The 19824-nt window shown below is 50.4% G+C and carries 25 protein-coding genes and 1 pseudogene; 18 read left to right on the top strand and 8 right to left on the bottom strand.

What is annotated here, in order from left to right:
* Positions 1-65: 65 nt before the first annotated feature.
* Together EVJ29_RS12950 and EVJ29_RS12945 are read left to right on the top strand one after the other, a co-directional pair.
* The gene (locus EVJ29_RS12950; protein WP_070328996.1) at positions 66-359 is read left to right on the top strand and encodes a YesK family protein; all 294 of its coding nucleotides are present in this window, start codon (positions 66-68) and stop codon (positions 357-359) included.
* A 193-nt stretch (positions 360-552) separates the two neighbouring features.
* Complete coding sequence (locus tag EVJ29_RS12945) at positions 553-1899, top strand: FAD-dependent oxidoreductase (protein ID WP_070328997.1); 1347 nt, start codon at positions 553-555, stop codon at positions 1897-1899.
* Positions 1900-1939: 40 nt separating this feature from the next.
* On the opposite strand, the gene EVJ29_RS12940 is transcribed toward EVJ29_RS12945, so the two are convergent.
* The 3 genes and pseudogenes from EVJ29_RS12940 to EVJ29_RS12930 all read right to left on the bottom strand — a co-directional run bounded on the left by EVJ29_RS12940 (position 1940) and on the right by EVJ29_RS12930 (position 4472).
* On the bottom strand, positions 1940-2122 hold the full coding sequence (locus EVJ29_RS12940) for a PspC domain-containing protein (protein ID WP_131505215.1): 183 nt from the start codon (positions 2120-2122) through the stop codon (positions 1940-1942).
* A 169-nt stretch (positions 2123-2291) separates the two neighbouring features.
* Positions 2292-3290: pseudogene (locus EVJ29_RS12935) on the bottom strand (RNA-guided endonuclease TnpB family protein).
* 246 nt (positions 3291-3536) lie between these two features.
* Entirely contained in the window at positions 3537-4472 is a 936-nt protein-coding gene (locus EVJ29_RS12930) for an ABC transporter substrate-binding protein (protein ID WP_131466363.1), read from the bottom strand.
* A gap of 128 nt (positions 4473-4600) precedes the next feature.
* On the opposite strand from EVJ29_RS12930, the gene EVJ29_RS12925 reads away from it, so the two are divergent.
* The 5 genes from EVJ29_RS12925 to EVJ29_RS12905 all read left to right on the top strand — a co-directional run bounded on the left by EVJ29_RS12925 (position 4601) and on the right by EVJ29_RS12905 (position 8592).
* Positions 4601-5578, top strand: coding sequence for a FecCD family ABC transporter permease (locus EVJ29_RS12925; protein ID WP_236633546.1), 978 nt, complete (start codon positions 4601-4603; stop codon positions 5576-5578).
* On the top strand, positions 5575-6621 hold the full coding sequence (locus EVJ29_RS12920) for a FecCD family ABC transporter permease (protein ID WP_131505214.1): 1047 nt from the start codon (positions 5575-5577) through the stop codon (positions 6619-6621). The genes EVJ29_RS12925 and EVJ29_RS12920 overlap by 4 nt, the downstream gene beginning before the upstream one ends.
* Positions 6618-7430 carry an ABC transporter ATP-binding protein gene (locus EVJ29_RS12915; protein WP_131505213.1) on the top strand — a complete coding sequence of 271 codons (813 nt, stop codon included), beginning with the start codon at positions 6618-6620 and terminating at the stop codon, positions 7428-7430. Before EVJ29_RS12920 ends, EVJ29_RS12915 begins: the two co-directional genes overlap by 4 nt.
* Positions 7431-7519: 89 nt before the next feature.
* On the top strand, positions 7520-7993 hold the full coding sequence (locus EVJ29_RS12910) for a hypothetical protein (protein WP_131466358.1): 474 nt from the start codon (positions 7520-7522) through the stop codon (positions 7991-7993).
* Between the two features lie 14 nt (positions 7994-8007).
* The gene (locus tag EVJ29_RS12905) at positions 8008-8592 is read left to right on the top strand and encodes an NADPH-dependent F420 reductase (RefSeq protein WP_071399018.1); all 585 of its coding nucleotides are present in this window, start codon (positions 8008-8010) and stop codon (positions 8590-8592) included.
* A 37-nt stretch (positions 8593-8629) separates the two neighbouring features.
* Here EVJ29_RS12905 and EVJ29_RS12900 read toward each other — a convergent pair whose 3' ends face one another.
* The gene (locus EVJ29_RS12900) at positions 8630-8965 is read right to left on the bottom strand and encodes a TM2 domain-containing protein (RefSeq protein ID WP_131466356.1); all 336 of its coding nucleotides are present in this window, start codon (positions 8963-8965) and stop codon (positions 8630-8632) included.
* Between the two features lie 117 nt (positions 8966-9082).
* Between EVJ29_RS12900 and EVJ29_RS15505 the strand changes: the two genes are divergently transcribed.
* The 3 genes from EVJ29_RS15505 to bsh all read left to right on the top strand — a co-directional run bounded on the left by EVJ29_RS15505 (position 9083) and on the right by bsh (position 10758).
* Positions 9083-9241, top strand: coding sequence for a hypothetical protein (locus tag EVJ29_RS15505; protein ID WP_016509914.1), 159 nt, complete (start codon positions 9083-9085; stop codon positions 9239-9241).
* 83 nt (positions 9242-9324) lie between these two features.
* A complete protein-coding gene (locus EVJ29_RS12895) occupies positions 9325-9651 on the top strand; it encodes a hypothetical protein (protein WP_236633545.1) in 327 nt (108 codons plus the stop codon).
* A gap of 132 nt (positions 9652-9783) precedes the next feature.
* Positions 9784-10758, top strand: a complete 975-nt coding sequence (gene bsh / locus EVJ29_RS12890; RefSeq protein ID WP_131505211.1) for a choloylglycine hydrolase — start codon at positions 9784-9786, stop codon at positions 10756-10758.
* A gap of 34 nt (positions 10759-10792) precedes the next feature.
* Here bsh and EVJ29_RS12885 read toward each other — a convergent pair whose 3' ends face one another.
* Positions 10793-11071, bottom strand: coding sequence for a hypothetical protein (locus tag EVJ29_RS12885; protein WP_131490686.1), 279 nt, complete (start codon positions 11069-11071; stop codon positions 10793-10795).
* A 121-nt stretch (positions 11072-11192) separates the two neighbouring features.
* Here EVJ29_RS12885 and EVJ29_RS12880 point away from each other — a divergent pair, with 121 nt between their 5' ends.
* Together EVJ29_RS12880 and EVJ29_RS12875 are read left to right on the top strand one after the other, a co-directional pair.
* Positions 11193-11558 carry a hypothetical protein gene (locus tag EVJ29_RS12880; protein WP_131505210.1) on the top strand — a complete coding sequence of 122 codons (366 nt, stop codon included), beginning with the start codon at positions 11193-11195 and terminating at the stop codon, positions 11556-11558.
* A gap of 67 nt (positions 11559-11625) precedes the next feature.
* Positions 11626-12015 (top strand): hypothetical protein, encoded by a 390-nt coding sequence (locus EVJ29_RS12875; protein ID WP_131505209.1) that lies wholly within the window; start codon positions 11626-11628, stop codon positions 12013-12015.
* A 31-nt stretch (positions 12016-12046) separates the two neighbouring features.
* Here EVJ29_RS12875 and EVJ29_RS12870 read toward each other — a convergent pair whose 3' ends face one another.
* Both EVJ29_RS12870 and EVJ29_RS12865 read right to left on the bottom strand, forming a co-directional pair.
* Positions 12047-12256 carry a YdiK family protein gene (locus EVJ29_RS12870; protein WP_016510842.1) on the bottom strand — a complete coding sequence of 70 codons (210 nt, stop codon included), beginning with the start codon at positions 12254-12256 and terminating at the stop codon, positions 12047-12049.
* Between the two features lie 16 nt (positions 12257-12272).
* Positions 12273-12923 carry a CPBP family intramembrane glutamic endopeptidase gene (locus tag EVJ29_RS12865; protein ID WP_070329114.1) on the bottom strand — a complete coding sequence of 217 codons (651 nt, stop codon included), beginning with the start codon at positions 12921-12923 and terminating at the stop codon, positions 12273-12275.
* Positions 12924-13181: 258 nt separating this feature from the next.
* Between EVJ29_RS12865 and groES the strand changes: the two genes are divergently transcribed.
* Together groES and groL are read left to right on the top strand one after the other, a co-directional pair.
* The gene (gene groES, locus EVJ29_RS12860; protein ID WP_016510840.1) at positions 13182-13466 is read left to right on the top strand and encodes a co-chaperone GroES; all 285 of its coding nucleotides are present in this window, start codon (positions 13182-13184) and stop codon (positions 13464-13466) included.
* 42 nt (positions 13467-13508) lie between these two features.
* Complete coding sequence (gene groL, locus EVJ29_RS12855; protein WP_070329019.1) at positions 13509-15149, top strand: chaperonin GroEL; 1641 nt, start codon at positions 13509-13511, stop codon at positions 15147-15149.
* A 191-nt stretch (positions 15150-15340) separates the two neighbouring features.
* Here groL and EVJ29_RS12850 read toward each other — a convergent pair whose 3' ends face one another.
* Positions 15341-15937 carry a TetR/AcrR family transcriptional regulator gene (locus EVJ29_RS12850; protein ID WP_236633544.1) on the bottom strand — a complete coding sequence of 199 codons (597 nt, stop codon included), beginning with the start codon at positions 15935-15937 and terminating at the stop codon, positions 15341-15343.
* Between the two features lie 156 nt (positions 15938-16093).
* Here EVJ29_RS12850 and EVJ29_RS12845 point away from each other — a divergent pair, with 156 nt between their 5' ends.
* The 4 genes from EVJ29_RS12845 (at position 16094) to EVJ29_RS12830 (ending at position 19822) form a co-directional block, all read left to right on the top strand.
* On the top strand, positions 16094-16912 hold the full coding sequence (locus EVJ29_RS12845; protein WP_131505208.1) for a hypothetical protein: 819 nt from the start codon (positions 16094-16096) through the stop codon (positions 16910-16912).
* A 66-nt stretch (positions 16913-16978) separates the two neighbouring features.
* Positions 16979-17923: a DUF5692 family protein gene (locus tag EVJ29_RS12840; protein WP_131505207.1), complete on the top strand. Its 945-nt coding sequence runs from the start codon at positions 16979-16981 to the stop codon at positions 17921-17923.
* Between the two features lie 319 nt (positions 17924-18242).
* Positions 18243-18662: a hypothetical protein gene (locus tag EVJ29_RS12835; protein ID WP_131505206.1), complete on the top strand. Its 420-nt coding sequence runs from the start codon at positions 18243-18245 to the stop codon at positions 18660-18662.
* Between the two features lie 146 nt (positions 18663-18808).
* Complete coding sequence (locus EVJ29_RS12830) at positions 18809-19822, top strand: HNH endonuclease (protein WP_131505205.1); 1014 nt, start codon at positions 18809-18811, stop codon at positions 19820-19822.
* Positions 19823-19824 lie beyond the last annotated feature (2 nt).

Here is a 19824-nt window from a genome sequence, read left to right as displayed (position 1 = left end):
GATGGGGAATGTGACAAGAAAGTGATACGATGAAACCAATCAAACACACGTCAGGGGGAGAAGCGATGGCTTGGGAATATTACGGGGACGCGCTCATCGTCACAGGGATGTTGACGACGGTGCTCTTACTCGTCGTGCTATCTTTTTTGAAGTTACTATACAGGCGGAGACTCGTCTTTCCGTTGACGCTCGTGGTGATGGGCTATGTCCTGTTCATGGTCGGGCTCGTCTTCGTCCGGGGCTGGGACGGGATGGGCTGGAGTTTGATCGGTTTCAGTTTGTACGTGATCGGGCTCGTCACCTATATCGGTGTCGTCATCTATCACTGGGTGAAAGCGAGACGCACGTCCAATTCATGATCAAAACCGTTCCGGTCGCGGAGCGGTTTTTTTGTCGTCATAACCGTCGTTCAAACTTTAGACATAATTACGTGAAAAACTGAGCAAAGGGATTGTCAAACCTTCTTGTGAAATAGTACACTAAGTTCAGAAAGCGAATGTGATATTTGTCACAAACACTAACTTGCCTACAACTCAAAGGAGAAACTACCATATGAAAATCGCAGTCATCGGATGTACACACGCAGGAACAGCAGCAGTCAAAGGCTTACTCGCCAAGCACGACAATCTCGACATCACCGTGTATGAGCGGAACGACAACGTCAGTTTCCTCTCGTGTGGGATTGCCCTCCACGTCGGCGGTGTCGTCAAACGCGCTGAAGAATTGTTCTACTCATCACCGACCGAGCTCGAAGAACTCGGCGCGACGATGCGCATGAAGCATGACGTGTTGAACATCGATGCGGAAGCGAAGACGGTCCACGCCAAAAACCTCGAGACGGGTGCAGACGTATATGACACGTTCGACCGTTTAATCGTGACGACAGGATCTTGGCCAATCGTCCCGACGCTGCCGGGCATCGAGATGACTGGGATCGAACTTTGCAAAAACTATGGTCACGCTCAGCGCATCATCGAGCGGGCTAAGGGTGCGACAAATATCGCCGTCATCGGTGCCGGCTATATCGGCGTCGAGCTCGTCGAGGCGTTCGAAGTGTACGGCAAGCACGTCACGTTCATCGACAGTGCTGACCGCATCTTGAACAAGTACCTCGACAAGTCGTTCACGGACCAACTTGAAGCCGACATGACGTCACGCGGTATCGACCTTGAGCTCAGCCAAACGGTCGAAGCGTTCCGCGGCACAGACGGAAACGTCACGCACGTCGTCACCGACAAAGGTGAGTTCGAAGCCGACCTCGTCATTCTATGTGTCGGTTTCCGCCCGAACACGGGACTGCTCGCAGGACAAGTCGATATGCTCGGTAACGGTGCCATCATCGTCGACGAATATATGCGCACGAGCAACCCGGACGTCTTCGCAGCTGGTGACAGCTGTGCCGTCTACTACAACCCGGCGCGCACACACGCCTACATCCCGCTCGCGACGAACGCCGTCCGCATGGGTACGCTCGTCGCCGAGAACCTCGTCACACCGCGTGTCCGTTACCAAGGGACACAAGGGACGTCGGGCCTTCGTCTCTATGACTGGAATATCGCCTCGTCAGGCCTCACGGAAGAAGCGGCCGGATTGTTCGGCCTCGACGTCGAGAGCGTCGTGATCGAGGACGCGTACCGCCCTGAGTTCATGCCGACGGCGGAGCCTGTCCAGTTCAAACTTGTTTATGAAGTCGGCACACACCGTGTCGTCGGGGGACAAGTGCTCTCGAAAGCGGATATGACGCAAGCGGTCAACACGTTGTCGCTCGCGATCCAAAACGAGATGACGGTCGAAGAGCTCGCCTACGTCGACTTCTTCTTCCAGCCGCACTACAACAAGCCGTGGCACTTCATCAACAGTGGGGCGCTCGCGGCGATGAAAGACAAAGTTAACGCATAACGCAAAAGATTCGAAAGCAGCCGCTTTCGAATCTTTTTTTTCATAGATAGCGTGGCGCGTCCTGCATCGAGTTGGCGAGGATGATGTAGATGAAGACGTTGCCTGGTAAAAATAAAAAAAGGAGACGAACGCCGAGCGAGGACATGCCGAAGTACTCGGCGATGCCGCCGCAGACACCGGCGAGAGAACGGTCGGTCGCGGATTTTCGAAGTGCACGTTGCATAAAGTAGACTCCCATCTCGAATTTGATATGTAAATTTTACCATATGTGTAGTGAACTACTCACCACTTGTTTGCTTCGCAACTTGAAGTGGGAGCTTCTTGGGAAGACCGTGCTTTGACCAGCCACGGTTGTGGACCAAGCTCGTCGGGCAGTCCCTGCCTGGGGTGTTTCAGTCGGCGAGACCCAACAGGTTGAGGCTCGCGTTGACGTCGCGGTCGTGGTGCGCGCCGCATGCGGCGCATGTCCACTCGCGGACGTGCAGGTCCTTCTTGCCGCCGTTCTCGCCGCAGGCCGAACAGACCTGGGTCGAGGCGAACCACGGATCGGCTTAAACGAGCGTCCGGCCGTGGAACCTGCATTTATAGGCGAGCTGGCGGACGAACTCGCCCCACCCGGCGTCCCCGATCGACTTCGCCAGGCGGCGGTCCTGCATCATCTCCCTCGGCTTCAGCGTCTCGACCACGACGACTTGGTTCTCGTCGACGATGCGTCGTGACAGCTTGTGGAGGAAGTCGTGCCGTCGGTTCTTGACCTGCTCGTGTTTCTTCGCGAGGACGAGCCGGGCCTTCTCGCGGGAGAGCGCACGCTGCGTGCGTTTGAGCCGCGCCTCGGCCTTTCGTAGGTTGCGCGGGTTCGCGATCTTCTCCGTGACGAGCGCGTCGTTCGTCATGACGGCGAAGTGCCCGAGGCCGAGGTCGATCCCGATCTTGTGCTCGGCCGGGACCCACGGCTCGTCGTCCTGCTCGACGAGGAGCGACACGAAGAACTTGCCCGTCTTCGTCATCGATACGGTCGCAGAGCGGATGGCCCCGTCGAAGATTCGGTGCTGTGTGAAGCGGATGAACCCGACCTTCGGGAGCCGTACCCGGTTTCCCTCGATGCGGATCGTGCCGTGCTGGTTGTTCGTCGTGTAGGACGCGCGCGCTTTCCGTTTCGACTTGAACACCGGGAAGCCGGCCGCCTCGGCGAGGAACGGGAACAGCGGCTTGTAGGAGGCCGGCGTCGGCGGCTTCCGCTTCGGCCCGCCGTTCGCCTTCGCCTCCTCGTGGAGGGTGATGCGGTCCTCGAGCAGCTTGTTGTAGATGAACCGGGCGCAGCCGATCGTCCTGACCAGGAACTCGGCCTGTGCCGCCGTCGGGTGGAGCCTGTATTTGTAGCCCTTCAGCATGTCTCCGCCTCCTCCCGGCCGATGATCGTGATGAACGTCTTCCTCATCCGATACCCGCGGCCGGGGATGGAGAATCTGACGGAATCACGAACTTCTGTTCGTCATATCTGTCACAGGGGTGGCCAAGAGGTTTATGTACGGGCGATTCATCTCCCACCTACGCTGGGCCTCGCCCCAGACGCTTAGAGGTGGGAGAATTCTCGCTTAATTATGTTAAAAAAGCGCGCCGATTTGGCGCGCTTGTGCTTATTTCAAGATGGTGACGAGTTCGTCGAGCACTTCGTTGGCTGACAAGACGCCGCCTGACGTGTTCCACGTATCGTCGCTCACTTCGGTCACTTCACCGGCCTTGACGGCTTTCAAGTCTTTCCAAAGCTGGTTTGACTGCCATTCTTCGGCCGTCTTCGATCCGTCCGCACCGCCATATGTGAAGTAGACGATATGGTCGCCGTCCATTTCCGGGATGCGTTCCATCGTGACTTCTTCAGCGAATTCCGTGCGGTCTTGTGACGCCGGGCGTTTGACGCCGACGTCGCCTAAGATGACGCCTGAGAAGCTGTCCGTGAAGTAGATGCGTGACGCGCCAGGAAGGAAACGGACGACCGACAATTCTTTGTTCACGGCGTCGCCGAGCTCAGTTTTCGTGTCTTCGACGTGTTGGTCGTAGTCAGCTAACACGTCTTTTCCTTTGTCTTCGAGGTTGAGGGCGTTCGCGTAAAGCGCGAAGTTCTCTTGCCAGTCGCCTTTGAGCGTCTCTGACATGACCGTCGGTGCGATCGCGTTCAGTTTGTCATAGATGTTCTCTTGGCGAAGTTTCGTACCGATGATGAGGTCTGGCTCGAGTTTCGCGATCGCCTCGAGGTTGACCTCGCTCTCTGTCCCGACTTCCGTCACATCTGTCATCTCAGACTCGATGTGCGGGTACCACGGGTCACCGTTCCATGATTTGACGGCACCGACTTGTTTGACGCCGAGGGCGATCAACGCCTCGGTCCCTTCGTTCGTCAAGACGACGACGCGTTTCGGTTCTGTTGGGACTTCAGCCGTGCCCATGGCGTGCTCGACCGTGCGCGTCGCTGCTTCTTCTGATTCGTTCGAGTTGCTTGCCTCTTCCGACCCGCCGCAAGCAGCGAGGACGACGGTCAGACAGAGCGTAAGTAACGCTAATCCAAGTTTTTTCATATGAATAAAGTCTCCTTTGAATAGTAAGTTTTCCTTCCCGACTATAAGTGATAATGATTATCACTGTCAACCCCTTTTTCTAACAGCGAGATTTTGCTATGGTAGGGGAGGAAAGAAGTGAGGAAATGATGAAACCGTGGATCAAACTATTTGCCTTGATCATTGCATTACCAATCTTGAGTTATATCAGTTTACGGGTCGGCGTCATCCCGGTCGGTCACGAAGACGTGCTCGGCTTAGGCGGTGACGTCTCTTCCAAGGCGATGATCGCCTTAGAGGACAACCGGATTCCGCGGACCGCCGTCGCCCTCGTCGTCGGGAGTGTCCTCGGCTTGGCCGGACTCTTGTTTCAACTCGTGACGCGCAACCCGCTCGCGTCACCCGATATTTTGGCCGTCAACGCCGGGGCGAGTCTCGCCATCGTGCTCGTGACGTTGTTCGGGTTCAGCAGCATCGCCTCGTTCACGACGGCCGCACTCATTGGCGCTTTCATCGCCGGTGTCATCGTCTATCTCCTCAGCGCGAACGGTGGCAACGTCATGTACATGACGCTCGCCGGTGCATCGCTCGCGGCGCTGTTCAGCTCGTTCACCCAATCGATTATCGCGTATGAGGAAGGGGCGCTCGACGAAGTGCTATTTTGGCTGACCGGGTCGGTCGCGGGACGATCGCTGACGCTCGTGACGACGCTCTTGCCATGGATGATTGGCGCGACCGTGCTCGTCATCTTCATCAGTAAAGAACTTGAGACGTTGTCGCTCGGTGATCAAGTCGCCCGTTCGCTCGGTCAAAACGTCGGTGTTGTGAAGTTCGTCGCCGTGACGCTCGCCGTCATCTTGTCGGCGTTCGGTGTCGCGCTGGCCGGTCCGATCGCTTTTGTCGGACTGCTCGCCCCGCACCTCGCTAGGTACATGTTCGGTACGGCGTTTTTCGCGAGGTTGCTCGGGAGCGCCCTGCTCGGAAGTGTGCTGTTGCTCGCGGCCGATATTTTCGGACGTATCATTTTATTCCCCCGCGAAGTCACGGTCGGTGTCGTGCTCGCCGTCATCGGTGGAGCTTTCTTCATCTATCTCGTCAGTGCTAGACAAGGAGTCTTTAAGTCATGAAATCATACAGTTTTCGAAAAGGCCCGTTCTCGTTCACGCTCAGGAGGCGTGAAATCGTCTTGGCGATCGCTTTACTTGTCGGTCTCATCATTGCCATTTATTTAGGTCTCGCCATCGGAGAAACGTTTTTGACGCCGTGGTCACTCGGGGCACTCTTCGTTGGATCGGGTGATGCGTTCGCGGAGCTCATCGTCTTCGAGTTCCGGATGCCGCGCGTCTTGATGGCGATCACCGCCGGGGCCTGTCTCGCCGTCAGTGGGCATTTGTTACAGCTTACAATCAAGAACGAACTCGCCTCGCCCGAGATTTTCGGGATCGTCGGCGGGGCCGGGGTGGCGACGGCGACGTTCTTCACCGTCTTCACCGATGAGCGGACGAATCAGTTGTCCGTCCCGCTCGCCTATATCCCGTTCGCCTCATTTGCCGGTGCGCTCGCGGTCGGGGCGTTTCTGTTTTATTTATTGAAGCGCGGTGTCCCGCCGGTCCGGCTCGCACTCATCGGGATCGGGATCAGTATCTTCTCGCAAGGCATCGTCCAGTTCATGATGCTCGCCTCGAACGTTTACCGGAAGAACGACATCCAACAATGGTTGACCGGAACAGTATATGCAGCGACGTGGAAGCAACTTACGATCATGGTCCCGCTCGCGATCCTGTTTTTACTTGCCGCTTTCTTAATTGAACGGCACGTCCGGCCGCTCCACATCAGTGAGGCGGTCGCGACGAGCATCGGGGTGCCGGTGCGCGGGATCCAGCGAGGGACGCTCTTGTTGTCGTGCCTACTCGCCGGCGTCGGTGTCGCTTTCGTCGGCGCCATCGGCTTCGTGGGACTGATGGCCCCGCACATCGCCCGTCAAGGATTGAAACTGCCATATGTTTGGGCGACGCTCCTCGTCGGGGCGACAATCGTCGTGTTGGCGGACGCAATCGGTCGGACGATCTTTTATCCGTATGAGCTCCGGACCGGTGTGATGACAGCCGTCATCGGTGCGCCGTACTTCTTCTATTTACTTCGCCGTATGATGAAAGGAAGCATGAGATGAATACATTTGATTTACAGCAAGTCGCCATCGGCTATGAGCAGAAGACGGTGCTCGACGATTTGACGTTCTCGATCCCACACGGAAAGATCACCGTGCTCATCGGCGCGAACGGGTGCGGGAAGTCGACGCTCTTATCGACGCTCGCCAGGCAACGCGCCGCTTTAGCAGGCACGGTCTCGTTCCGCGATAAGCCGCTCGACGCTTACCGGGCGAAGGAGGCGGCCCGGCTCATGGCGTTCATGCCGCAAGTGAACGTCGCTCCGGACGGCCTGACCGTTGAACAGCTCGTCCGCTTCGGCCGTTATCCGTACCAGACGTTCTTCAAGCGCTATTCGGAAGACGATGAGCGCGCCGTCGAGCGAGCGCTCGCCTTCACAGACACGGTCTCGCTCCGGGACACGCTCGTCAGCAACTTGTCGGGTGGGCAGAAGCAACGCGTCTGGATCGCCCTCGCGCTTGCCCAAGAGTCGGAGACGATCCTTCTCGATGAGCCGACGACGTACCTCGACATGTCGCACCAAATCGAGATCCTCGACTTGATGTACCGGTTGAACCGGTTGGAAGGCAAGACGATCATCATGGTGCTCCACGACCTGCATCTCGCTTGTCGTTACGCCGATCACGTCATCGCACTCGCGGGCGGCAACGTGTATCGTCAGGGCAGTCCGAACGACGTCGTCGATGAGACGTTCATGAACGACGTCTTCGGCTTAAAAGTCGTCGTCACGAAAGACCCGTTGTACGGGACGCCGCTCTGTATCCCGTATTCGCATTACGAATTGAATGAGAAACGGCCACCTACGACCTAGTCTTCGGACTAGGTTTTTTTTCGTCTGAACCCGGGGAAGAACTAAAAGAAAGCTGATGTGTCCCTGTGTTTGTAAAAGGAGGAGCCAACATGAGTAAGAAGGAAAAACAGCCGTACCATATCGTCACGTTCACGTTTCCAGAAGAGTCGATTTCGTATCAGGCGTTCAGCAAGTTGAAAAAGTATCACGCCGACGGGCTCATCGGGTTTGAACAACTCGTCGTCATCAAGCGTGAGGACAACGGGGCGTTTTCATTTGAGGATGCGGTGCAGTTGAAACCGGTGACGAAGTCGACGAAAGGCGCGTTGATTGGGATGGCAGTTGGTATCCTCGGGGGTCCGTTCGGGATTCTGTTCGGGACGCTGACCGGTGGACTGATCGGCGGGACGAAAGACTTGAAGCACGTCCAAAGCATTCAAGAGACGTTCAAACGGACCGTCGGCAACATCGAGCCGGGGCAGACCGGTGTGATGGGGATTGGGGAAGAGTTCGACCCGTCGGTGCTCGACGGGCTCGCAAGCGAGCTCGGTGGAACGATCACGCGGACGGATGAAGAATTATAAGGGGGACTTTATACATGAAGATCGGGATATTAGGCGCCGGCAAGGTCGGGCGGACGCTTGGCCGCAAGTTCGAGGACGTCGGCTATGACGTGTTATACGGGACTCGTACCGAACGGGAAGGGACGATGTCGCTCCAAGAAGTGGCGTCAAACAGTGACGTTCTGTTACTGACTACTCCGTTCGCGGCGGCGATCGATTTGATTCAGTCGCTCCGGGATTTGGACGATAAGATCGTCATCGATGTGACGAACCCGATCGCCAAAGAGTTTGATGCGATTGAGCGGCCGGAAGGGAAGTCCGGGGCCGAACATCTGCAGGACTTGGCCCCGCACGTCCGCATCGTCAAAGCGTTCAACCAGACCGGGGTCGAGAACTTAGAGAACCCGAACATGTCGATGATGTTCATCGCCGGGGACGAGCAGGAGGCGGTCCGGGCCGTTCAAGGCTTGGCCTCGAAGATCGGCTTCGACGCGCATACGCTCCACCACTTGAAGCTCGCCCGTGAACTCGAGTCGCTCGCATGGTTATGGATTCATTACGCGACGAAAGAGCGGAAGCATCGTAACTTCGCATTCTATTTGAAAGAGAATAACTTCTGAAAAAAGACGGTCACGCGATTGCGTGGCCGTCTGATCGTTAAAAGGCTGCTTGTTGCTCGTTACGAGTTTTCAACGAAGCGATCGTTTCGCTTTCGATTGCCTCGACTTCGCGTTGTTGCCAGCCAGGCATGAGGAACGCGTCGACGAGTGCCCAAATACCTGTGATGATGGCACCAAAACCAATCGTCAAAACGACCATCAAGAGCATGGCAATGCCTGTTCCTGTTTTCTTGAAATAGAAGCGGTGAGCGCCTAAAGCGCCGAGGAAGAACCAGAGCAAATAAGCGACGACGAGACTGCGTTTCTTTTTCTCGACTTCGCTGTTGACGAGGAGCATTTCCTCAGTCGTTAAATCGGTACGTGAATAATTCATGGTGTGGTGTGCCTTCTTTCCAAAAATTGATATAATAAATGCATTCTTTATTGTACCGGGAAACGGATGAATTCCCATGAATTTCTATTTATTTTTTTAGAAGAGAGGAAGAACCAAATGGGCTTTGCCATTTTGACGTTCATCGTCGCGTTTATTCACATCATCGCGGGAGCGGTCGTGTTACATAAGTATCCGCAATATAAATCGATTGCCATCAGTGTGATTGTCCTTGGCTTCATGTATGGACTATTGACGGTCGGGTTTATCGTATTATGAAGAAGCGTTCGGTAATGCTTCGTGTTCGGGAGAAATTTTCGAACCAAGACGTACTGAAACTAGGGACGGGCGTTATGCTCGGGATGGTCGTAGTGGAACTCCTGCTCGGGGACGTGCCTCAAAGTACTTTGATGTCGTTCGCGTTAGTTTTTTATTATTGGCGCCATGACGTGGCGTATTCACAGGGTGACGCGACGGGGAAAGCCATCGGGGAACAAGCAAGTACGTTCACGCTTCGCGTCGTGATTGTCGCGTTGATGATCGGGTTCTTCATCTCGTTTCGGGTCGAGACAATCGACTATTCGTTGCGCGCGCTCATGCATTACGGACTGGCGCTCGTCTTCGGATTAAAGGGCTTTGGTCTCTGTTTTTTTCAAGACCTGGAACCTTCTATCGAACGTCACGTATAACATAGCGAGCGAGACCGGTGAAGCGACAGCTTGACCGGTCTTTTGTCGTCAGAAACTGTGGTTGAAGTCCCCGGATAACGTGAATAGACCAAAGAGTGTCGTTGTCTGTTTTTGAACGGAAGGAGTCCTGTTATGTGTACAGCCATCACGTATTCAACGAAAGATCACTATTTCGGCCGCAATCTTGACCTGAACGTCTCCTATCACGAACAAGTGACGATCACGCCTAGGAACTATCCCTTCACATATAGACGCGTGGGCGACGTCCCTCATCATTACGCGATGATCGGGATGGCGACGGTCGTCGATGACTATCCGCTTTATTATGAAGCGACGAATGAAACAGGTCTCAGTATGGCCGGGCTTAATTTTCCGGGGAACGCCGACTTCAAACCGGAGGCGAGCGGTTTAGATAACGTGACTCCGTTCGAGTTCATTCCGTGGATACTCGGACAGTGTGCCACGGTGGGCGAGGCGAAGCAACGACTTGAGACGATCAACTTAGTCAACATCGATTTCAGCAATGAACTGCGGCTGCATCCGCTCCATTGGATGATTGCCGACCAACAGCAGTCGATCGTCGTGGAGCCGCTCAAAAACGGGTTGCGCGTCTACGACAACCCAGTCGGCGTGTTGACGAACAATCCGTCGTTTGACTATCAATTGTTCAATTTGAACGACTACCGTCATGTGTCGACGAAGCTACCGGACAACACGTTTGCGAAAGCACTCGATCTCGAAGCGTATTGCCTCGGCTTAGGCGGTCATGGCTTACCCGGTGACTTATCGTCGACGTCGCGATTCGTACGAGCGACGTTCGCCAGATTCAATTCGGTCGCCGGGACAACCGAGTCCGAGAGCGTCAGCCAGTTCTTCAAGCTACTGGACACGGTGATGCAGACACGGGGGCTGAATGAGGCAGCGGACGGGACGTTCGAATATACGATCTATTCGTCTTGCTGCAATATGGACCGAGGCATCTATTATTATCAAACGTATGAGAACAGCCAGATCACGGCCGTGTCGCTGTTCAATGAAGATTTAGACGGGACGCGGCTGATTGCTTATCCGCTCGTCACCGGGCAACAGATTCATTACGCGAATTAAGACACAGCCTGCTTCCTGAGAAGCGGGCTGTGTCTTAGAGTGTATCGTTATAGAGCGGGGCTTCAGCGTCCGTGCTGATGACTTTCAAATGACGCTCGTTTTTCACATAGACGCTTTTATACGCCACACGTTCATCTTCATAGAATAGGATGACGCGGTTGCCGTCGTTGTCCGTCTCGACTTTCGGTTCATATTGTGCGACATCAATCGTCTCTTCGAGCACGCCATATTCTTCGTATGTTGACAGGTCGTCTGCGTTTGAACAGGCGACGAGAAACAGGGAAGCAACCGTCGCGAGAAGTACTTTCTTCATCAATATCTCTCCTTATTTGATAGTCCGTCTATCAAATATAACGTAGATTGACGTCTTTTTCAAAAGCGAATGAAACTTTGATTATTTTTCTTCGTATAGATTGAACAGAGGAGGGGAAATGATGAGCGGACGTAACATGGCAGTAGCGGTGAGTATTGGTTTAATGGCCGGATCCGTCCTATTCGGTGTGTCTTCGCATCTATTGTTTCTCATCGCGAGTGTGCTGTTTTATCGGTGGCACCGACGAAAAGCCGGACAGTATCCGACCTCGATCAGAGAACGCTTGTTTTGGCGCTCTAGTGAGAAGACATGGCTTGTCGCAATCATCGTGTTCATTGTGATCTTCTTAATCGGGTTTGGTGCGACGCGCCTGACGCAATCGACACAAGAACTCGCACTGACCGCGTTGACGTATTTGTTTGCGACAAAAGGACTGTTCTTGATGAATGAGATACATATGTATGAGCAGGAGCGGAACGAGACTTGAGTCTTGTCAGGATATCATCATAGATTAAGCTGGAAACACCGCTCAAACTATAGAAAAGAGGTAAGAAATGAGACTTACTAAAAAATGGTTCATCGTTTTATTAATCCTATGGCCCGTTTTGTTCGGGCTAGGTGTATGGGACGGCGAATATGCGATGAGCGCAGTCACCGGATTCGGGGTGACAATGGCGACTTATTACGAGCAAAAATTAGATCGATTAAACAAACAGAAAGCCGCAATGATTCGTGACTCGGCAAACTCAAAATTGATGACGTTCGTCTTTGGTACGCTCATGCTCACATTCATCATCGGTGTCTTCTTCTTCGATAAGCCGACGGTGCCGTTGCTCGATACGATTCATCTTGTCCTTGGTGCGTTATTGACGTTTCGGGGCCTATTTATGCGGAGCGCTTATCGAGATGAGCTGATTGATACTTCTAATGTGGTTCGAATGTAAAAAATCCCAAGCGACTCCGCTTGAGATTTTTTTATGCTGATTTATTGTTGTTGTCTTTTTTAGCTTTCCGAGCGAGCGTCAAGATTTGATACACCTTGAAGAAGTCGTAAGCGGCTACGGCGATGATGAAGTACGTCCAGAAGCTGAAGCCATACTCCTGCACCGAGTAGTAGGCGAGGACCGTAAACAGAATCCCGAATGAGAGACTGAACAAAAACATGACTTTTAAGTGTCGCGGCATATGTGCCACCTCATTTCTACATTAAAAATAGTACGACCATGACGAGCGCGTTGTTGAACGCGTGAATCGCGATCGGGACGATCAAGCGACGCGTCTTGGCGTAAGCGACCGTGAAGGCGAAGCTCATCGCCACATAGACAAGGATCTTGTTGTCGCCGTGGATGAGTGCGAACAAGAGTGAACTGACCGCAAACGCGATCCAAAACCCGAACCGGGCGCTCAAGTTCCCGAACAGGATGTGGCGGAACAAAATCTCTTCCATGATCGGTCCGAGCAAGACGACTGAGAGCGTCATGACTGGGACGAGACGGACGATATCAGCGATTTGCTCGGTGTTTTGTGACCCTACGAGATCACCTGATATCGCGGTCTCAATCAGGTTGGCGACGATGACGAGCCCGTACTGCATCAAAATCCCGAGCCCGATCCATTTGACCGTGTCGTTTAAGTTCGACTGGATGCCTTGTTGCTTATACAGCTTCAAATCCGGCCAAAGCAAGAAGAACGAGATGACGATCGTTAAACTGAAGCCGATTGCGAACCAAAGGCCGGTCGACAGCGGGGTGATCCACTCGGGACGGACTCCACTAATGAGCAGCGGGAAGAACTGCACGAACGCGTAGAGGAGAATTGGGATGATGTGCCGGATCCGAATGTTAGGCGCCATCGAAAACCGGGTATTTATCGATTGGTTTGAGTTTAATGTGGCCAATTCAACACTTCCTTATTCACAAGAGTTAAGCGTTCCTTTTGACCATTGTAACAAATAAGGTCTCTTGACCGCGAGTGGAAGCATTTTTCGATGTTCCCGCTTGCATTTTTCATCGTCTCATACTACACTAAACAGTGTTAGCACTCCATTTTGACGAGTGCTAAAACTTACGATACAACGATACATCATTCATATTCGGAGGAGGTTTTTTCAATGTTAAAACCACTAGGAGATCGCGTTATCATCGAAGTCGTGGAGAAAGAAGAAAAGACGATCGGAGGCATCGTGCTTCCTGACACGGCGAAAGAAAAGCCGCAACAAGGGAAGGTCCTCGCAGTCGGCACAGGCCGCGTGACAGACCAAGGCGAGCGGATCGCTCTCGACGTCAAAGAAAATGATTTGGTCATCTACTCGAAATACGCGGGTACCGAAGTGAAGCATGATGGAAAAGAATACTTAATCGTTCGTGAGAGCGACATTCTAGCAATCGTAGGCTAAGACTCACCATTCTTCAAAACTTTTTTTAGGGGGAAATGAACAATGGCAAAAGAAATTAAATTCTCAGAAGACGCACGTCACGCGATGCTTCGCGGCGTCGACGCACTCGCTGACGCGGTAAAAGTAACGATCGGACCGAAAGGACGTAACGTCGTCCTCGAGAAGAAGTTCGGCTCACCACTCATCACGAATGACGGTGTGACGATCGCGAAAGAAATCGAACTTGAAGACCACTTTGAAAACATGGGCGCGAAGCTCGTCGCGGAAGTCGCGTCGAAGACGAACGAAGTCGCAGGGGACGGTACGACGACAGCGACAGTCCTCGCTCAAGCGATGATCCGTGAAGGGTTGAAGAACGTCACAGCGGGCGCGAACCCGATGATCCTTCGTAAAGGGATCGACAAAGCGGTCCGTCGTGCGCTCGAAGAACTAAAAGCGATCTCGAAACCGATTGCGTCGAAAGAAGCGATCGCGCAAGTCGCGGCCATCTCAGCTGCTGACGAAGAAGTCGGCGAATTGATCGCTGAAGCGATGGAACGTGTCGGCAACGACGGCGTCATCACGATCGAAGAATCACGCGGCTTCACGACGGAACTCGACGTCGTTGAAGGCATGCAGTTCGACCGCGGATACTTATCACCATACATGATCTCAGACTCAGACAAGATGGAAGCGGTACTCGACAACCCGTTCATCTTGATCACAGATAAGAAGATCTCGAACATCCAAGAGATCATCCCAGTGCTCGAGCAAGTCGTGCAACAAGGGAAACCGATTTTGATCGTCGCTGAAGACATCGAAGGCGATGCGCTCGCGACACTCGTCTTGAACAAGCTCCGTGGCACGTTCAACGCGGTCGCAGTCAAAGCACCAGGCTTCGGCGACCGTCGTAAAGCGATGCTCGAAGACCTTGCGACGCTCACAGGCGGCCAAGTCATCACAGAAGACCTCGGCCTCGAACTCAAGTCGGCGTCACTTCAACAGCTCGGACGCGCATCGAAAGTCGTCGTCACGAAAGACACGACAACGATCGTTGAAGGTGCTGGAGACGAAGCAACGATCAAATCGCGCGTTCAAACGATCCGTAACCAGATTGAAGAGACATCGTCTGACTTCGACCGTGAGAAACTCCAAGAGCGTCTCGCGAAACTCGCAGGCGGCGTAGCCGTCGTCAAAGTTGGCGCAGCGACTGAGACTGAATTGAAAGAGCGCAAGCTCCGCATCGAAGACGCGCTCAACGCGACACGTGCAGCGGTCGAAGAAGGCATCGTCGCAGGTGGCGGTACAGCCTACATCAACGTCATCCCAGCGGTTCGCGCACTTCTTTCTGAAGTGACAGCGGATGAAGCGACAGGTGTCAAACTCGTCCTCCGTGCGCTTGAGTCACCGGTCCGTCAAATCGCGGAAAACGCGGGTGAAGAAGGTTCGGTCATCGTCGAGAAGCTCAAGAACGAGTCGGTCGGCATCGGCTACAACGCCGCGACTGGCGAGTACGTCGACATGATCGCATACGGTATCGTCGATCCGGCGAAAGTGACGCGCTCAGCACTTCAAAACGCAGCATCAGTATCAGCCATGTTCCTCACAACGGAAGCGGTCATCGCAGACAAGCCAGAACCAGCAGGCGCTGGCGGCGGCATGCCTGACATGGGCGGCATGGGTGGAATGGGCGGCATGATGTAAGTACGCCATCTAAACCCAACCCTTGATATCACAAGGCTTGTTGGTAAGATGAGAGTGATTTGCTAGCATTTCAATAGTGAAATATTTATGTAAACTGTACCCCGGTTGTTAGATACATCTGACAATTGGAGGTGCAGTTTTTTTATGACCAAATTAAAAATGAGCCCGGTATCGTACCGAACTCATTTCATTTACTTATCGTTAAGAAGTTGAATAAATGGTGGTAGTCCTTTTTCTAATAACAATTCGAAAACCTCCATCATATCTTCAACATCGTTATCGTTAACGTCTAGAAGGTACTGGAGGATCACGCCATCAATGGCCCCTAATAACCATGAGGTTAATGCTTGATTCAATCGTGTATCTTCAAGTCCGTATACATTGATTAAGATTTCTTCAATGCGGAAAGTCCATTCTTTATATTTTTGTTTGAATTTTAGCTGTAATTCCTGATTTCCTAATAGTATTTCGTGTGCGAAATGGTATTGCAGACGATTTTCCGCATCTTTTTTAAAGCGTTCTTCCGTCTTTCGCAAAATTTCTGTCTTCACCTGGTCTTTTCCTAACTCTTGCTTGGCAATGCCTTTTGCAATCCGGGTAGAGTCAGAAAGACTCTCGTCTAGAAGGTCATATAAAATGTCATCTTTATTTTTGTAATAATGATAAATTGCCCCTGTGCTCATGCCAGCTTCCTCTGCAATCGCTCTTACTGTCGCCCGGTTAGATCCGTGCCGACTGATTACTATCTTTGCCGCAGCAAGTATTCTTGATTTGCCATCCACCTTCATCATGAATCCCCCTTACAAAATTAACAATAACATAGCAAAAGAAATTACTTAAATGTATTATTGTGAATTATTTCACATTGACTATTTAATTAGCTGGGTATACACTAAAAACATAACGAACGTTCGGTTTGTTAAATCCAAGAATGAGGTGAAAACATGGTTATTTGGCCGCATGTAATTTCTATGCCAATCTATTTCGCGCTTTTGTTAGGTGTAATTGTCTTCTTTCGTAAGCACTACAAGCTTTCTGCATACTTTTGGCTCGCTTCTCTTTTAACATTTCCGTTGTGGTTAATGGGAAACGTAGACGGATGGTTTCGCTGGGTAAAAATTTTGAGTGTCATCATCCCGACAATCATCGTTGGATTTTCAAGAATTGCCGTGCATGAAGATAAGAAAGGTCCAATCTGGGACTTTCTGAAGAAAGATGATTTCTTGTGGTTCTTTTACGCCATTCTATTCCTCAACATTGCAGAAGCGACGATTAAAGATATAACGCTTGGGAACTATTCTAACGCGGCTTGTGGATTCCTTCTATGTGTAACGATTCCGTTCGCGCCAAAATACTGGAAAATCCTAAAAAATTCTTCGGCGGATTTGGTTGCCTATACGACAGGATCTTGGAACTTCATTTATACGTCATGGAACGCTTGTTTTGTGTATGCCGAATCTCCAATGTATTTCGCCAGTTCGTTATGTATTTTGTTGGCAGCCGAGTTGTACCCGGTCATGAAAAAACGTCCTGAATTATACATTACGGCTCGTATATATACGCTAGCAGCACATCTATTGTTAAGAGCTTGTTTTGATATCTTCCCAAAAGTCATGGATTCCACTTCATGGTTCAACCCACAAGTGATGAGTGTATGGGGAATCATTAACTTTGTGATTATCGTTCCTTATGTATTCTGGCATATGTGGCAGTTGCACAATAACAAAGCACAATATAGTTTTAAACGGTTGAAGTCGGCATAAGTCGTTTTTTGTTACACATACTTGTTCAATAGTGAGCAAACTAAAAGAGTTTCAGGAGGCGCCGTCATGGGTTTGTTATACGAATCAACAGACGTTATGGGATGGGGAATATGGATTTTTGTCCTATTTGCACTAATGGCTTTTAATGAGTTCAGTCGCACGACAAAATGGGGTGGCATTGCCTTATTTCTTATTCTCCCTATCATATTGACGATTTTTGTTTGGCCAACAACAGCCGCCCCAGGCAATGAGTATGGAACAGGTACGTGGTTCAACTGGGTCAAAACGTATTCTGCTTTGGCGGGATGTCTTGGCTTCATGGCTATTCGTTATTATCCGTCGATCGCGAAGAAGAAGTGGGTCCTATGGTTTCCGCCGGGAATTTTAGCGCTCAATATTTTAGAGGCATGTATTCGTGACTTTCAAGTGTATATGTATGGTGCCTGGGACGGAGCGTATATCGACAACCTTTGGGTCATGTCAGGACCATGGAATATTATGAATGGCATAGCTGGATTGCTAAATATCGTTGCAATCTGTGGATGGGTCGGCATTAAAATTTCTAAAGATAAATCAAAAGACATGATTTGGCCAGATATGATTTGGCCTTGGATTATCGCATATGATTTATGGAACTTCGCGTACGTCTATAACTGCATTTCAGATCATTCGTTTTACGCTGGATTTGCGCTGTTACTAGCTTGTACGATTCCTTCTTTCTTTATCAAAAAAGGCGCGTGGCTACAACATCGAGCTCATACGCTAGCTCTATGGATTATGTTTATTATGACCGTTCCTTCATTTGCAGATCGACTTGCACCTGTACCCTCGACACATGACCCAAGAGCGTTTTTCATCGTCAGTTTAGTGTCCTTGTTAGCTAATATTGCATTAGTCGCTTATCAGTTTTACCGGATTCGGAAGTTGAAGCTCAACCCGCTTAAGGATGAGATATACGTTGATACAAAAGCGTATAAAGAAATCATGGAAGATAATGGATTGAGTGCTTGAACAATCAGTATCGATTGATGAAAGGCAAAAACAGCATCTCATGAGTTCCTTGAACTGAACGAAACAAGCTAAACAGTGAATGATTCATTCCGCAAACTTCAAGACCTGGGTCCGGTGTTGCACCGGACCCAGGTCTTGAAGTCGTTCTTGATGCGATGATGATTGTAGTAATAGAGGCAGCGCGCGAAATCACTGAGAGGAAGTGATAGATTTTTTAAAATAGGTAAACGAAACGGGTCAGCACTGTCGAATGAAAATACAGTCTATAAAATTTACTTACTATATAATTAGATTTAATAGCGAATACGGAGGTGTGAAGATGAGTGAAGAAGTAGAACTTGTTCAATCATTAGAGAAGCTTAAGGACAACAATTATGCGTTGGACGGGTTAACCTCAATGGAATATGAGATGGTACTAAAAAATGCTCCGGCGATTATAAATGCGGTTAGTAATATGGGGGCAGTTGGTTCGAAGTCTCAAGAAAATGTATATAATACGATTGATAAAGTCATCGAGATTTTCTCTGAACAATTAAAAAATCCGAATCTAAGTGATGAAGCTAGAGACAAACTTAATGATCGCATTGAGCGAATGGTAGAGAAGTCCTTTCAGAAAGATTCTGAATTTAAGAGATGGATGGGCGCATCGATTGCAGCGGGAGTTGGGAGCGTGGCTTTACTCGCCAAAAATCCTGAAGTTAGAAAGACTCTGGTGAATTTACTCACTAAGAACAAATAATAGTAACTCATTTTAGTTGTTGCGAAAGTGAAATATGGAATGGAGCGGCGAAGTGATTCGTCGCTCCATTTTGAATGAAGATATCTATTTCAGGACGTACATAATGTATCAAGCAGCAAACTTTAAACAGCGAAGGAGGATTTATAATGGCTACACCTATCACCATATTTAAAAACGACCAGAAAATAAGTGAGCAGTCGAATATTCAATTTGCAGCAACATTCTTCTCAGACCTTTTGAATTTGAATAAGTCGAAATGTTTTAACGCGATTGAAAGGGGTTATACATACGACATTCCATTTTTTGATCAGGAGGATGAGTATCGATTTGTTGCTCCAAAGGATATTGCGTTAAAGAGAAGGATTGAGTTAGAAGAGAGAGACCATCATAATGCACGTCGGATTTGGCTCATCCCAGCAAATCCGAATGAATATGACTTGGAGCGCGCGTTCAGTCGATATGATTCTTTACATTGGAAACGGTCTTTCAACTATGAAAATGGAGACATCCTATTTATCTATATATCAGGTCATGTCCGAAAAGTACGTTATAAAGTTGAAGTGGTAGCAGGCATCGTGGATTCTTCTGTTGTGAATCACAATCGCACATTTTGGAAAGATGAAGATAAGTTTGAGGATTCTAAACAATGGGATTGGTCTTATGTTCGATTGGTAGATGAAGTAGAGACTGACCTATTGTCTTTAGAACATTTACGTGAGTATGGTTTGAAAGGAAATATTCAAGGGTCGATGAAGCTGACGGGAGAATTGAAAGACTACATCACGTCATTTTTCGATAAGGATTTAACAGGTGAGTATTACCCGGACGAAGTGTCTGAACTACTAGAAGAAGGGGAGCGAAAAATCGTTACAGTTAATACGTATGAACGTAATCCACTCGCGCGTAAAAAATGTATGGAGCATTATGGTGTGAGCTGTCAAGTCTGCCAAATTAACTTCGAACAAATATACGGTGAGATCGGTAAAGACTTTATTCATGTACATCATATTAAACCACTTCATGAAATAGGACAAAACTATGTGGTAGATCCGATAAACGATTTGAGGCCAGTTTGTCCAAACTGTCATGCGATGCTTCATCGAAAAGAAAGCGGTGAATATTTAACGATTGAGCAGTTGCGAAAGCGGTTGTTAAAGTAATG

Source organism: Exiguobacterium sp. SH4S7 (genome assembly GCF_004336795.1).
In the GTDB taxonomy this organism is placed as follows: Bacteria; Bacillota; Bacilli; order Exiguobacteriales; family Exiguobacteriaceae; genus Exiguobacterium; species Exiguobacterium aurantiacum_A.
Note: the sequence above shows the minus strand (reverse complement) of the source record. Positions and strands in the feature narration are given on the sequence as shown.